The sequence below is a fragment of the Paenibacillus sp. J22P218 genome (assembly GCF_056269195.1).
In genome coordinates, this window is record NZ_JBWDNL010000001.1 from 576,654 (window position 1) to 591,048 (window position 14,395).

At 52.1% G+C, this 14,395-nt stretch carries 15 protein-coding genes; all 15 read left to right on the top strand.

Translation table 11 applies throughout. The features are described from left to right. Window positions 1-214 precede the first annotated feature (214 nt). The 15 genes from AC0YN0_RS02585 to AC0YN0_RS02655 all read left to right on the top strand — a co-directional run bounded on the left by AC0YN0_RS02585 (window position 215) and on the right by AC0YN0_RS02655 (window position 14,393). Window positions 215-943, top strand: coding sequence for a response regulator transcription factor (locus AC0YN0_RS02585; RefSeq protein WP_475819854.1), 729 nt, complete (start codon window positions 215-217; stop codon window positions 941-943). Next, the gene (locus tag AC0YN0_RS02590) at window positions 933-2,036 is read left to right on the top strand and encodes a sensor histidine kinase (RefSeq protein ID WP_475819855.1); all 1,104 of its coding nucleotides are present in this window, start codon (window positions 933-935) and stop codon (window positions 2,034-2,036) included. Before AC0YN0_RS02585 ends, AC0YN0_RS02590 begins: the two co-directional genes overlap by 11 nt. 99 nt (window positions 2,037-2,135) lie before the next feature. Beyond that, a complete protein-coding gene (locus AC0YN0_RS02595; RefSeq protein WP_475819856.1) occupies window positions 2,136-3,137 on the top strand; it encodes a D-alanyl-D-alanine carboxypeptidase family protein in 1,002 nt (333 codons plus the stop codon). 262 nt (window positions 3,138-3,399) lie between these two features. Further along, window positions 3,400-3,705 carry an urease subunit gamma gene (locus AC0YN0_RS02600; protein WP_337099452.1) on the top strand — a complete coding sequence of 102 codons (306 nt, stop codon included), beginning with the start codon at window positions 3,400-3,402 and terminating at the stop codon, window positions 3,703-3,705. A 29-nt stretch (window positions 3,706-3,734) separates the two neighbouring features. Beyond that, window positions 3,735-4,103 carry an urease subunit beta gene (locus AC0YN0_RS02605; protein WP_475819857.1) on the top strand — a complete coding sequence of 123 codons (369 nt, stop codon included), beginning with the start codon at window positions 3,735-3,737 and terminating at the stop codon, window positions 4,101-4,103. Next, window positions 4,100-5,815 carry an urease subunit alpha gene (gene ureC / locus AC0YN0_RS02610; RefSeq protein WP_475819858.1) on the top strand — a complete coding sequence of 572 codons (1,716 nt, stop codon included), beginning with the start codon at window positions 4,100-4,102 and terminating at the stop codon, window positions 5,813-5,815. The genes AC0YN0_RS02605 and ureC overlap by 4 nt, the downstream gene beginning before the upstream one ends. 18 nt (window positions 5,816-5,833) lie before the next feature. Continuing rightward, on the top strand, window positions 5,834-6,526 hold the full coding sequence (locus AC0YN0_RS02615; protein ID WP_475819859.1) for an urease accessory protein UreF: 693 nt from the start codon (window positions 5,834-5,836) through the stop codon (window positions 6,524-6,526). A gap of 37 nt (window positions 6,527-6,563) precedes the next feature. After that, window positions 6,564-7,292: an urease accessory protein UreG gene (gene ureG, locus AC0YN0_RS02620; RefSeq protein ID WP_337099447.1), complete on the top strand. Its 729-nt coding sequence runs from the start codon at window positions 6,564-6,566 to the stop codon at window positions 7,290-7,292. After that, entirely contained in the window at window positions 7,292-8,209 is a 918-nt protein-coding gene (locus tag AC0YN0_RS02625) for an urease accessory protein UreD (protein WP_475819860.1), read from the top strand. Before ureG ends, AC0YN0_RS02625 begins: the two co-directional genes overlap by 1 nt. Window positions 8,210-8,366: 157 nt before the next feature. Further along, on the top strand, window positions 8,367-8,825 hold the full coding sequence (locus tag AC0YN0_RS02630) for a MarR family winged helix-turn-helix transcriptional regulator (protein WP_475819861.1): 459 nt from the start codon (window positions 8,367-8,369) through the stop codon (window positions 8,823-8,825). A gap of 213 nt (window positions 8,826-9,038) precedes the next feature. Next, window positions 9,039-10,097, top strand: a complete 1,059-nt coding sequence (locus AC0YN0_RS02635; RefSeq protein ID WP_475819862.1) for a BMP family lipoprotein — start codon at window positions 9,039-9,041, stop codon at window positions 10,095-10,097. Window positions 10,098-10,218: 121 nt separating this feature from the next. After that, window positions 10,219-11,733, top strand: coding sequence for an ABC transporter ATP-binding protein (locus tag AC0YN0_RS02640; protein WP_475819863.1), 1,515 nt, complete (start codon window positions 10,219-10,221; stop codon window positions 11,731-11,733). Beyond that, window positions 11,711-12,775, top strand: a complete 1,065-nt coding sequence (locus AC0YN0_RS02645; RefSeq protein WP_475819864.1) for an ABC transporter permease — start codon at window positions 11,711-11,713, stop codon at window positions 12,773-12,775. Before AC0YN0_RS02640 ends, AC0YN0_RS02645 begins: the two co-directional genes overlap by 23 nt. Next, entirely contained in the window at window positions 12,762-13,682 is a 921-nt protein-coding gene (locus tag AC0YN0_RS02650; RefSeq protein ID WP_442048983.1) for an ABC transporter permease, read from the top strand. The genes AC0YN0_RS02645 and AC0YN0_RS02650 overlap by 14 nt, the downstream gene beginning before the upstream one ends. A gap of 36 nt (window positions 13,683-13,718) precedes the next feature. Then, window positions 13,719-14,393, top strand: a complete 675-nt coding sequence (locus tag AC0YN0_RS02655) for a sulfite oxidase-like oxidoreductase (protein WP_442048984.1) — start codon at window positions 13,719-13,721, stop codon at window positions 14,391-14,393. The last annotated feature ends 2 nt before the right edge of the window (window positions 14,394-14,395 follow it).

Here is a 14,395-nt window from a genome sequence, read left to right on the forward strand (position 1 = left end):
ATAAAAAACATCGATACTCACCAGTTTATCATATCGGACAACCGTTGGCTACAGAGTTGCCTGCTCATTAATGAAGCGTTAGGCAACGTATGGCAAAGGGGAAGAAAGCTAAAGAAATCATTAAGAAACGCTTAAACATTGTGAAATTGCGCCGTACGACAGGACATGTCGAATCGAATCCTGTATAGTGAGCTCATCAAAGCTTGCGGACTCAATGACGAAAGGGTGGTTAAAAGTGGATCGACGCATATTAATTGTAGACGATGAGCGGGAAATTGCCGATCTGATCGAAATTTATTTGAAAAACGAAGGGTTCGAGACGGTGAAAGCTTATGACGGCGAACAGGCACTGGATACATTCGCGAAGCACTCGTTCGATCTCGTCATTCTCGATATTATGATGCCCAAGATGGACGGACTTGAAGTATGCAGACGACTGCGGCAGGATCAAGCCGTGCCGATTCTCATGCTGAGCGCGAAGACGCAGGATATGGACAAAATAATGGGGCTGATGACGGGTGCGGACGATTATATGATCAAACCGTTTAATCCGCTTGAGCTGCTTGCGCGGGTACGTTCCTTGCTGCGCCGTTCATACCAGTACAATACGCCTCCGGCAGAAGCGCCCGTCTCTGCGCGCGAAGATCGCGAGCTGCGTCTCGGCCCTCTCCGCATCGACAGGCTTAGCCATACGGCGGAGGTGAACGGCAAGGCGCTGCATCTCACGTCTACGGAATTCGGCATCCTATATTTGCTTGCGGGCAACCCGGGGCGCGTATACAGCGCGGAGGACATTTTCCATCATGTATGGAAAGAGAAGTACTTTGATTCAAACAATACCGTTATGGTGCATATAAGCAAGCTGAGGGATAAGCTTGATAAGGAGCTTGGAGAAAAGCTCATTATTACGGTGTGGGGGGTTGGCTACAAAATTGAAGGGTAACATCGCTTGGCGTCTTATGTGGCGCTTGATTTGGCATTTGGCGCTCAGTATAATTCTGGCCGTTATTACGGTTGCCGCTGCATTAATGGTCGTTGAAACGTTAGTTTCCGGCACGGTATTTCGTTACTACCTGCGTGATATTGTCGATATTTTCGGAAAGAGCATACTGACGTTTTCAGCTGGCTTTATTTTATTTTTTGTTTATTTTTTCATCTTGCAATGGCTGCAGTATCGTTACCTGATAACAATTAATGATACGGTGGGCCGGATCGCAAACGGCCAACTCGACTTTGATTACCAAATGGAAGTGAATGCGCGCTCGCCCTTTGGACCAATGGCTGGCAATCTGAACCGTATGGCTGGCAGACTCGATCAAGCGCTTTTGGAGGAACGAAGGGCTGAGCAGGCCAAGAACGAATTGATCACGAATGTATCGCATGATCTTCGGACGCCGCTCACTTCCATTCTCGGGTATTTGGGATTGATCGAGCAGGATCGATACCGGGATGAGGTGGAGCTTCGGCATTATGTGCAGATTGCCTATGACAAGTCGCAGCGGCTTAATGTGCTCATCAACGATTTATTCGATTATACGCGTATGAGGCATGATTCCGTGGCGATCCAGCGTATAAGCTTCAATCTGATCGAAGTGCTTGGCCAGTTGCTTGTCCAATATCATATGCCGCTGCAGGAAGCGGGAATGGAAGGGCGCCTGCAAACGGTTGAAAAATCGATGATCGTTAGCGGAGACCCGATCATGCTCGTGCGCGTATTCGAAAATTTAATCGCTAATGCGATGGCATACGGCAAGGAAGGCAAGCTGGTGGAGCTGCGCGTTCAGCGCGATGTTTCGGGGTCGAAGGCCACTGTAGAAGTCATCAACTACGGCGAGCCGATCTCCGCACTTGACCTGCCGCATATATTCGAACGATTCTACCGTGCGGATAAGTCGCGTACCGAGTGGGCCGGAGGCTCGGGGCTTGGGCTTGCGATTTCGAAGAGTATCGTCGAGAAGCATGGAGGGAATATTGATGCGGTAAGCGATGCGAGCCGGACGGCATTCCGGGTAACCTTGCCGGTTGTTAAGGAATAGTGAGGTCATTTTAAGGTTTTCTTATGATTTATTTACGTTCTCCTTAAACTGCAGCTTCTATAATGAAGCCAAGCGTGAAGGAGAGGGGTATGAATCATAATGAGACAACAAGCAAGACAAACGAATCGGAATCCTAACGGCGGCGGATTTAAGGTAAGGGTCATTGGAGTCGCGGTTGTTGCTATAGCGTGTTTTTATTTGATTAACGTTTGGCAAGGAAAGACTGGCGCGGCTGCGCTACATGTTGAGGCGAAGTCTGCGATCATGATGGATGCGGGCACTGGTGAGGTGTTGTTCGAGAAAAACGCGGACGTAGCGCTACCGCCGGCCAGCATGTCGAAAATGATGACGGAGCTGATCGTGCTCGATCTCGTTAATGAAGGCGCGCTGAACTGGAACGAAGTCGTAACGACGAGCCGGTATGCGGCAGGCGTACCGGGCTCCCAGGTTGGCTTTAACGCCGGTGAGAGCTTCACGGTACGGGAATTGTTCGAGGCGCTGACCGTTCATTCGGCGAACGATGCCGCAGTCGCCATTGCCGAGTATGTGGCGGGGAGCGAGCCGAAGTTCGTTGCCTTAATGAATAGCCGAGCAGAGCGAATCGGAATGTCCGAGCAGGCTGTGTTCGCGAATGCGACAGGACTAAATCGCAACGACCTGACGCCTTTCGTTGAAGCTGCTTCGGATGGTGATACCATGCTTACTGCTTCCGATATTGCGCTGCTTGCCGGACATCTGTTGAACAAATATCCGGAGGTGCTTGAAGTGACGAGCCGAAGCAGCATTAAGCTTGCGACCTCTGGACAACGACTTGCCTCTACGAATCAGATGCTGGCAGATATGCCGTTCGCCTATCCGGGCAACGACGGTCTAAAGACGGGTTATACGCCTGAGGCCGGTTATTGCTTCACGGGTACGGCAAAGCAGGACGGACGTAGGCTAATCACCGTCGTCATGGGGGCGGCAACATCGGAATCGCGGTTCGAAGAGACACAGCAGTTGTTCAAGCTTGGGTTCCACGGGCAGAACGTTGGACTGCTAACTGCCGTTCAGAATAGTCTCGGACTAATGGGAGAGACGATCATTGGCTTTGGCCGTTAGATGAATGTTTGGTTATCTATATATAGTAGGATGTGTAGTCCAGTTGCTGGCATTTATGCGGCGGCTGGATTTTTTTTGCATGCTGGAGATTGACAAGCATAAGCTTTCTATTAAATAACGTCGCTTCTCGCATTTCTAGTGAAAAACCGTTCTCTATGGAAATACATGTATGTCTATGTTATGAAATCTAACATCCATTATTTACTTCCCTCAAGGGGGTGTCTATAATGGAAACATTAGGAGAAAAAGATGAGGTGGAACGATGCAGTTAACCGAACGCGAGAAAGAAAAGCTGCTCATCACCGTCGCGGCCGATCTAGCTAGACGCAGAATGAATCGCGGCGTGAAGCTGAATTATCCGGAAAGCGTCGCTCTTATTACCTCTGAAATCATGGAGGGCGCTAGAGATGGTTTGACGGTAGCGCAGCTTATGGAATACGGGACGACTATACTGAAGCGCGATCAGGTCATGACTGGTATCCCGGAGATGATCCATGAAGTGCAGGTCGAGGCGACGTTTCCGGACGGTACGAAGCTGGTAACCATTCATCATCCGATAAGCGGCTGACAGAACATTATTGTGAAGGGGGCATGGCTTTGATACCAGGACAATATCGGACGGCTGCTGGAGAGATCGAGCTTAACGCAGGCCGCAGAAGAGCGCAGCTTATCGTTGTGAATACGGGCGATCGCCCTGTGCAGGTTGGCTCTCATTATCATTTTTTTGAAGTGAATCGCGCATTGTCCTTTGATCGGGAACAAGCTTTCGGCATGCGCTTGGACATTGCCGCAGGCACAGCGGTACGTTTCGAGCCTGGCGAGGAGAAGCCGATTACGCTCGTGGAGCTTGGCGGTTCGAAGCTCGCATACGGACTAAACGGCTTAAGCCGCGGCAAGGCGGAGATGGGCCAAATGCCGGATGACGTTCGGGAGCGGCTCGCCGCTTGGGAAGGGGGACGAGCATGAGCAGAATGGATCGTCAGAGCTATGCAGCCATGTTCGGCCCAACGACAGGCGATGCGGTCAGACTGGCCGACACGGAGCTGTGGGCGCAGATTGAGAAGGATTACACCGTTTACGGGGATGAATGCAAGTTCGGCGGCGGCAAAGTCATTCGTGACGGGATGGGTCAGTCCAGCGGCGCGTTGAGGGATGAAGGTGTGCTCGATACGCTTATAACGAATGCTGTCATCATCGACCATTGGGGCATTGTGAAGGCGGATATCGGCATTAAGGACGGCTTAATCGTCGGCGTCGGAAAAGCAGGCAATCCGGATATTATGGACGGCGTAAGTCCGAACATGATTGTTGGTGCAAGCACCGAAGTTATTGCCGGTGAAGGCAAAATCGTTACGGCAGGCGGCATCGACTCTCATATTCACTTCATATGTCCACAGCAGATCGAGACGGCATTATCGTCCGGCGTGACGACAATGATCGGCGGCGGAACGGGTCCTGCCACGGGAACGAACGCGACAACTGTCACACCGGGCAAATGGCATATGAGCCGAATGCTGGAGGCGGCAGAGCATTTCGCGATGAATATCGGCTTCACGGGCAAAGGCAACGCTTCTTTCACCGCACCGCTCATCGAGCAGATTGAAGCGGGGGCGATCGGGCTTAAGCTGCATGAGGATTGGGGGACGACGCCGGCCGCGATCGATGCTTGCCTGCAGGCGGCCGATCAATACGATGTGCAGGTCGCGATTCATACCGACACGCTTAACGAAGCGGGGTTCGTTGAAGATACGCTGGCGGCCATCGGCGGCAGAACCATACATACGTACCATACGGAAGGAGCGGGCGGCGGCCATGCGCCGGATATTATCGTCGCTGCAGGCGAGCTTAACGTATTGCCGTCATCGACGAATCCGACCCGCCCGTTCACGATCAATACGATCGAGGAGCATCTCGATATGCTCATGGTCTGCCATCATCTGGACAGCAGCATACCTGAGGATGTCGCTTTTGCCGACTCGCGGATTCGGCCGGAGACGATAGCGGCGGAAGATATTTTGCATGACATGGGCGTGTTCAGCATGATCAGCTCCGATTCCCAGGCGATGGGCAGAGTCGGCGAAGTCGTCATCCGAACCTGGCAGACTGCTGACAAAATGAAGCAGCAGCGCGGTCCGCTCGCTCCAGACACGGAGGACGGCGATAACTTCCGCATTAAGCGGTACATTGCCAAATATACGATCAATCCGGCGATTACGCATGGGATCTCGCATATTGTCGGCTCGATCGAGCCGGGCAAGTTCGCCGATCTCGCCATCTGGCAGCCGATGTTCTTCGGGGTTAAGCCTGACCTAGTACTGAAGGGCGGTATGATTGCCTACGCGCAAATGGGCGATCCCAATGCTTCGATACCGACGCCTCAGCCGGTATTCGGCCGGCCGATGTTCGGCAGCTTCGGCAAGGCGGTTCAGAGCAGCTCGATTACGTTCGTGTCGCAAGCGGCTTATGATCGCGGGATAGCAGAGAAGCTTGGGCTTCAGAAGCGGATCGAGCCGGTGAAGGGCTGCCGTTCGGTGACGAAGAAGGACATGATTCATAATGATGCGACACCGACGCTGAAGGTTGATCCGGAGACGTACCATGTGACGGTCGATGGGGAGCATGTCACCTGCGAGCCCGCCGAAGTGCTGCCGATGGCTCAGCGTTACTTCTTATTTTGAGAGGAAGGGGGTAGCCGGTTGAACGACAATGTACGATGGCTCGCCATGCAGCAATTGCTTGATTCCGCGCTGCCGATCGGCGGATTCTCCCATTCCTTCGGTCTGGAGACGCTCGTGCAGGACGGAAGATTGACGACATCAACCGCATTGTACAACTATGCAAGTACGATGCTGCTCCAAAGCTGGGCCACATCAGATGCGATGGTTATCAAAGCGGTATACCGAGATGCGCGGGCTGAAAGCTGGGAGTCGCTATGGGCGGTCGAACGGCTTGCGCATGTGCAGCGAGTGTCGTCAGAGACACGCGGCGGTGTAGAGAAGATGGGTCGGCGGTTGTTGCAGCTCGCTTCTGCGATTCATCCGCAGCTCGATTGGCGTCCGCTTCAATCAGCGTTGAAAGAAGGCCGATGCTTCGCGACCCATCCGTTAGTTCACGGCTATGCATGCTGGCAGCTAGGATTGTCCGAGGAGCGCGCGATTCAAGGCTATTTCTATACTTGCATTGTCACATGCATCAACAGCGCGCTTCGGCTAATGTCGATTGGTCAGACAGAAGGCCAATCGCTTATCGCGAGGTTGACTCTGTTAACGGATGACGCACTTGCAGTTGCGGCTCGGTTGCAGCCCGAGGAAGCTTACTCGAATATGCCGATGGCGGAGCTTGCCATGATCCGGCATGAGCGTTTGTACTCGCGGTTATTCATGTCATAAAAAACTATAAACCATAAACAAAAACGGAGGAATGAATATGTGCCAAGGACAAGGACATACACATCAAGAATGGGAAAGCCCGATCATAGACGCATCAAGACCGATACGAATCGGTATTGGCGGTCCGGTAGGCTCAGGCAAGACGGCGCTTGTTGAACGATTGACTAGAGAGCTGCATGAAAAGTACAGCTTGGCTGTCATTACGAACGATATTTATACGAAAGAAGACGCGCGTATTCTGTTCAATACCGGAGTCCTGCCGGAAGAACGGATCATTGGCGTGGAGACGGGCGGCTGCCCGCATACGGCGATTCGAGAGGATGCTTCGATGAACTTCGAGGCAATTGAGGAGCTGGAGCGCCGCTTCCAGCCGCTTGAGCTGATCTTCATTGAGAGCGGCGGCGACAATCTGGCGGCTGCCTTCAGTCCGGAGCTGGTTGATCGGTTCATTTATATTATCGACGTTGCGCAAGGGGAGAAAATTCCGCGTAAAGGCGGCCCAGGCATTATGCGCTCCGACCTGCTAGTTATTAATAAGATCGACCTGGCGCCTTATGTCGGCGCTAGCCTTGAGGTGATGGAGGCTGATTCGCTGCGGATGAGAGGCACGCGCCCATTCGTATTTTCCAATATGCACGGCGGCGACGGCGTTGATGAGATTGTAAGCTGGCTCGAGCATGAGATTGCCCATGCGCGTGGTCATGCCCACTCTCATACGATCCAACTGGACAGCACTCCGCCAAGCCATCGCCATTCTGCTTCCTAATGAAGCAAGAACATGATGCGGCAGACGATGTCAGCATAGAGCAAGAGCAGCTCCGCATTGCATCTGGCATCGGCATGGCCCTTAGAATATCGGAGCTTCGCGCGGTCTTCGCTGCAGGCGTTGGTCAGACGTATGTGGCAAGCAAATATCATACGGCACCGATTAAAATCGCCAAAGCATTTCCGGTCGACGGACAGCTCGCAGTCATCGTAATGGATGTATCGCCCGGGCTGCTGAATGGCGACCGTTATGTGATGGAATGGATTTGCGAGGCTGGCGCGCATGTGATGATAACTAATCAATCCTATATGAAGGTCCATCCGAGCATGCCCGGCTACGGTTCGTCGATGCTTCAAACCTTTGAGCTTGCCGACAACGCAATTGTCGAGAATATGCCTGAGCCGGTTATGCTCTTCAAAAATGCCTCGTTCGCGAATGAGTCGATCGTGCACCTTCGTCCCGGCGCCGTATGGATGCAAGCCGACGTCCTTTGTCCAGGGCGGACGCTGCGGGGCGAAAGCTTTGACTACGTCAGCTACAGTAATTCGTTAACGGTGTACTATGAAGATGAACTTATATTCGCGCAGCGTCAACGGATCGAACCGAAGCAGCAGCGGCTTGAAGATGCAGGCTGCATGGCCGAGATGACGCATTTGGCGACGTTTTATTTGTTCTCCGATCGAATTACATCCGCCCATCTGGAGCTGCTGCAAAATAAGTTGGATGAATATAGCGGCAATGAGTCTTCCACCCGTCACAGCATAATAGCAGGAGTGTCGCGAACGCATCGGCATGGAATTGCCGTTACAGCGGCATCTACGGCAGCGTGGCCGTTGCAGGGGCTCATGCGCGAATTATGGCAGACATGCAGAGAAGGGTTGCTCGGCAAGCCACCGCTTCGTTTCATGCAAGGGTAGCGATGGTGACTGAAGCAGCTTAGATGCTGTCCCTTTAGGTGGTTCTTCGCCTTTAGGGACGGCTTTCTTTTTTTAGTCAGGATTGACGCCGCAAGCTTTAAAAACTTATACTTCTCTAAAAGTAAGCCATTTACGACGATTAGGGGAGATGGCAGGTTTGAACGAAAATAATCATGACAAATTAAGTTTAATGCGGCAACTCGACGAGTCGTTTCGTCTCGTTCGAAGACAAATTAATATGGAATGGAATAGCTACAACGTACATGGGTTAGGCATCACGCACGGCAGAATGCTCGTTATTCTTGGGCAATGCGGTGCTCTTAAAGCTTCATCGCTGGCTGAACAGCTCGGGATTACGAGCGGCGGCGTAACCGGTATTGCGGATCGGCTGATTGAGCTTGGCTACATCGAGCGCGAGCGGGGCGAGCAGGATCGGCGCGTCGTCATGCTTAAGATTACGGATGAAGGCAAAAAGATGGTTGAATTAATCGACCAAGTTCGCGATAAAATGATGGTTAGGCTGTTCGACGGCATGACGTTAGAGGATATGCAACAGAGCTTGCGTATCTTTCAAATTATGGAGAAGAATATGGAGAAAACGAAGTCTAAGGCCTAGGATGCGATACGGTTGACCTATAGAAGAGGCTCTTATCGCATGAAAGCGTATGATTTTGTTACAAATCGATGTATTATTCGACATTTATCACCGTTCGGCCCCGAAATGATGTAGAATAGAGAAGAAATTTGTCGAATTATTAGGATTGACAAATTCCGATAATACAACTAGGATTAAGAGGAATTAGACATCAATTATTTAGGGGAGATTAGGATGAAGAAAACAATCGTACTGGCTCTAGCATTGATTCTGATGGTAGGCTTAGTCGCTGCTTGCGGCGGTAACAAAAACAATAATGCAGGCAACACAACAAATAACGGCGCTGCTGAGGGCAACAACGGTGGCGATAAGAAAGACGCAAAGAAAATTGCGCTCGTATTGCCAGAGAAAATCGGCGTTAACAAGTTTTTCGTATTGATGGATGAAGGCTTCAAAAAAGCGGGCGAGGAATTCGGCGCGGAAGTGAAAACGATCGAGTCCACTGACCCTGCCGGATTCGAGCAAAACCTTCGCGCAACGGTTGCCGAAGATTATGATCTGATCATCACGGCTACGTTCCAAGCAGAAGACGCTCTGAAAAAGGTTGCAACTGAAAATCCGGACAAGCCGTTCGCGATTATCGATACAGTCGTAGACCTTCCTAACGTGCGCAGCGTTAACTTCCGTGAGCACGAGGCTGCTTACTTGATGGGCGCCCTGGCTGGCCTGTCCACAAAATCAAACACAGTAGGCGCTATTGTAGCAATGGATGCACCGTTGCTTGGCAAATACACTTCCGGCTTCGACCAAGGTCTTAAAAGCGTGAACCCGGATGCGCAGTTCCTCGTGAACTACGTAGGCAGCTTCGCTGATCCAGCGAAAGCGAAAGAACTTGCTTTGCTGCAATTCGACAAAGGCGCTGATTACATCGCAGGTATGGCGGCAGTTGGCGACAACGGCGTATTCGAAGCAGCTAAGGAAAAAGGCTTCTTCACTTCCGGTCAAGATACAGACCGTACGGACGAAGATCCTGCGCATGTCGTTCTTTCCCAGTTGAAAGGTACGGACGCGGTTGCTTACGAAACAGTAAAAGCTTTCGTAGAAGGAACCTTCGCTTACGGCGCAGCCGACTACGGTTTGAAAGAAGGCGGCGTAGGTCTCACTTACGTAACGAAAGAAACAGCAACTCCGCTTAACAGCTTCATCAGCCAAGAAAATGTCGACAAAGTAAAAGCAATTGCCGAAGACATTATTTCTGGTAAAATCGTAGTTGAGAACCCGCTTACGAAATAATAGCCATTGTCGGCTGCTGAACAGCAGCCGGCTAGTTATCTCCTTCAATAGAACCTACCTCTGCTGCAAATAGAGGCGGTTCTTTTGTTGTGATTAGAGAAGAAAGGAGCTGAACGCCTTAATGCTGCTGCAAATGGACAATATTACAAAATCGTACGGAAGCGTCACGGCCAATAGCGGCGTAAGCTTCAACCTGCAGAAAGGCGAGATCCATGCCTTAATTGGCGAGAACGGCGCCGGCAAAACGACGCTGATGCGTATTTTGTACGGTATGGAGAGCCCGACAAGCGGTGAAATTAGGTTGAACGGGCAAGCCGTTTCATTTGACAGCCCTGCGGCTGCAATCGCGAATAAGATCGGCATGGTTCATCAGCATTTCATGCTTTTCCCCTCGTTCACCATTGCTGAGAACATTGTAATCGGACGAGAGCCGTCCAAGGTCGTAGGCTTCGATCGCAAAACGGCGATTGCCGATGTCGATGCGCTGAGCAAGCGTTACGGGATGCCCGTCGATCCTACGCAAAAGGTGGAGGAGTGCTCGCTGGGCGTTCAGCAGCGCGTCGAAATATTGAAGGTGCTGCATCAAGGCGCGGAAATCATTATTTTGGACGAGCCGACCGGCGTGCTGACTCCGCTTGAGGTTAAGGAGCTATTAATTGCGATTAAGGAGCTTGCCCGTACAGGTAAGAGCTTCATAATTATTAGCCACAAGCTGCAAGAAATTATTGAAGTTGCCGACCGCATTACGGTTCTCCGCGACGGTAAAGTAACCGGTTCGATGAGAGCGGCGGATACGAATGAGGACGAGCTATCGCGGCTCATGGTTGGACGTGAATTAGTACAGTTAACGCGCAACGAGGCAACTCCCGGCAAGCCGGTATTGGAGGCTCAGAACATCTCGATCCGCGGTTCAAGGACGAAGCCGACGCTTGATGGGATCAGCTTTCAAGTGAAGGAAGGCGAGATTGTCGGCATTGCCGGAATATCCGGTAACGGACAGTCAGAGCTTATTGGAGCGATCGCCGGTCTCGTGAAGATTGATAGCGGCTCGATTAAGCTGCTCGGGCAAGAATCGGCAGGGGCACCGGTTCGCACCATTCGCGAGCGGGGTCTTGCCCATATTCCGGAGGACCGTTACCAATGGGGCGTTGCGAAGGATGCAACCGTAACCGAGAACGGGTTGATGGGACATGCGAATAAGCAGCAGAAGTACGGCTTGCTGCGCGGAGCATCGATCCGCGATATGGTCGCGGAGTGGGTCAAGCGATTCGGGATAAAGACGGGATCGTTGTCGACGAAAGCGCAATATCTATCGGGCGGCAATCTACAGAAGCTGATCGTTGCGAGAGAGCTGGCGCAGAATACGCCGTTCTTGATCGCTGCCGAACCGACAAGGGGCGTCGATGTCGGTGCAATGGAAATCATTCATGGCGAACTATTGAAGAAACGCGACGAGGGCGGCGCCATATTACTCGTTTCCTCGGAGCTTACCGAAATATTGAAGCTCTCGGATCGGATCCTTGTTATGTTCGAGGGACGTATTGTCGGGGAGCTTGAAACGCATTCGGCTACGGAAGAGCAGATTAGTTTATTAATGGCGGGAGGGAAGCGGCATGGAAAAGCTGAAACAACTTAGCAACGGGATGCTCCAGCCGCTTCTGGCGATCATCGTCGGATTGGCAGCCGGTGCAATTGCGATTGCCGTTGTAGGCGGCAACGTGCTTGAGACTTACGGCGAGATGTGGAAAGGGGCTTTCGGAAGCTTCTTCTTCGTTACGAATACGCTGGCGAGAGCAACACCGATCATACTCATCGGTCTTGGCGTAGCGCTCGCATTCCGAGCCGGATTTTTCAATATGGGCTCTGAAGGACAGATGGTGCTCGGCGCGTTAAGTGCTGCGCTAACCGCCATTTATTTGCCTGGTCCGGGCTGGTTGAAGCTGATAGCCGCGCTCATCGCTGGAATTATTTCCGGGGGAATATGGTCTGCGTTCGCGGGCTGGCTGGATGCTAGATTCAGAATGAATTTGCTTATTACGACATTGCTTCTTAATTATATAGCGACCTTGTTCGCCGGTTATATTGTATCTTATCCTCTGAAAGACAAGACGGGTTCGGCAGCTATGGCACAGACGGTCATGATCGAGAACAGCGCGTGGCTGCCGAAGCTGTTCAGCGGCATGAGCTTGCATGCCGGATTCCTATTTGCTTTCGCCGGAGCGCTACTCCTGTACTTCTTCATGAAGTATACGGTGAAGGGCTACGAGATTCGAATGCTTGGCGGCAATCCGTTGTTTGCAGGCTACGGCGGCGTTAATCGCGGCAAACTAATGATGTTCAGCATGTTCGTGAGCGGCGGCTTCGCGGGACTGGCCGGTTCTGTCGAAGTGCTGGGTACGCAATACCGGTATATCGACGGCGCTTTAACGACGCCAAGCTACGCATGGTCGGGCATTATGGCGACGCTGCTCGCAGGCTCTAATCCGATAGGCACGGCAGTCGCTGCTATCCTATTGGCCGCGCTTCAGACAGGCGGCATGGGCATGGAGCGGAATACCGAAGTGCCGCTGGAAGTATCGAGTATTATTCAAGCGGTGCTCATCTTGTTCGTATCGGCGAAATTTACGTATTCCTTCATTAAACGTAAGAAAGCGAGGGGTGACAATGGAACTGTTTGATGTCTCGCTCTTTGCTTCCATGCTTCGGCTGGTAACGCCGATTCTGCTCGCGGCGCTTGGCGGCGCCATCTGTGCCCGTGTCGGCCTGTTCAACGTCGGTCTCGAAGGTTTGATGCTTACAGGAGCATTCTCGGCTATCGTCGGCAACTACTATACAGGCAATGTGTGGCTAGCCGTCCTCTTCGCGGTATTGTGCACGGTGATCTTCTCGATGTTGTTCGCGTATATGAGCATTCATCTGAAGGCGAATGCAATCGTTGTCGGTATCTCTCTTAACTTCTTGGCAGCCGGATTAACGACATTCCTGTTGCGTGTTATATTTGATGTGAAGGGCGCTTATTATAACAAGGATATGGTGGGCTTGCCAAAATGGGATATTCCGTTATTGCGCGATATTCCATGGCTCGGCGATGTGTTGTCTGGCCATACGCCGCTCGTATACTTATCGATTATACTCGTTATTGCGCTTCAGCTGTTCTTCTTCAAGACGGTTACAGGCTTCCGCTTGCTGGCATCCGGCGAAAATCCGACTGCAGCGAGAAGTCTCGGCATTAAGGTTACGCGCATTCAGTATGGAGCGGTGCTGCTGTGCGGCGTGCTCTGCGGTCTTGCCGGAGCCCAGCTGTCGCTCGGCAACGTGACGATGTTCACGGAAGGAATGACGGCGGGCAGGGGATTCATCGCGCTCGTCGCGACGATGCTTGGTCAGTCCAATCCGCTAGGCGTAGCGGCGTCCAGCTTGCTGTTCGGTCTTATGGATGCGCTCAGCCTGAGATTGCAGGGCTTCTCGCTGCCGACCCATTTTACAATGATGCTGCCTTATGTGGTAACGATTGTGGCTATGCTCATATTCAAAGACAAAAGCTATATGCAGGAAGCGCGCAAGGCGAACGAAAGCTCGCGATAAGGCGGGTTTACCTGCAAGACAGAGGAGGTACGGTATATGCATAATAAAGCAGAACGACTGAAGAAGGTGAAAACGGTCAAGCAGGCTGCCGTCGCGCCAGAGATTGCGCATCGCGTGCCGCCGGGCCAGACCGTTACGGAACGATTCCCGATTCTGCATGAAGGCGACGTGCCTGAATACGATCTAAGCACATGGTCGCTTCGTGTATTCGGCGAGGTCGAAGAGGAGCGCAGCTTCAGCTTTGACGATCTGCTCGCGTTGCCGCAAACGTCGCAGGTGAACGATATTCATTGCGTGACGCGTTGGTCCAAGCTCGATACGGAGTGGGAAGGCGTGCGATTCATCGATTTGCTGCCGCTGCTCGGCGTGAAGCCGGAGGCGAAGTACGTGATGATTCATGCAGACGAAGACTACGATACGAACTTGCCGCTTGAAGACATGATGCGTGAGGACGTGTTGCTTGCTCATCGCTTTGACGGAGAGCCGTTAACGGACAAGCATGGCTGGCCGATGAGGCTTCTCGTGCCTCACTTGTATTTCTGGAAAAGCGCCAAGTGGATTCGCGGTATCGAGTTCATGAAGGAAGATCGTCCTGGCTTCTGGGAACGCAACGGCTTCCACAATTATGCTGATCCATTCCTCGAGCAGCGCTTCACTAGTGAAGAGAACGAAATGCCCGAGGATGAGTGGATGAAGAAGGAGTTTGATTAATA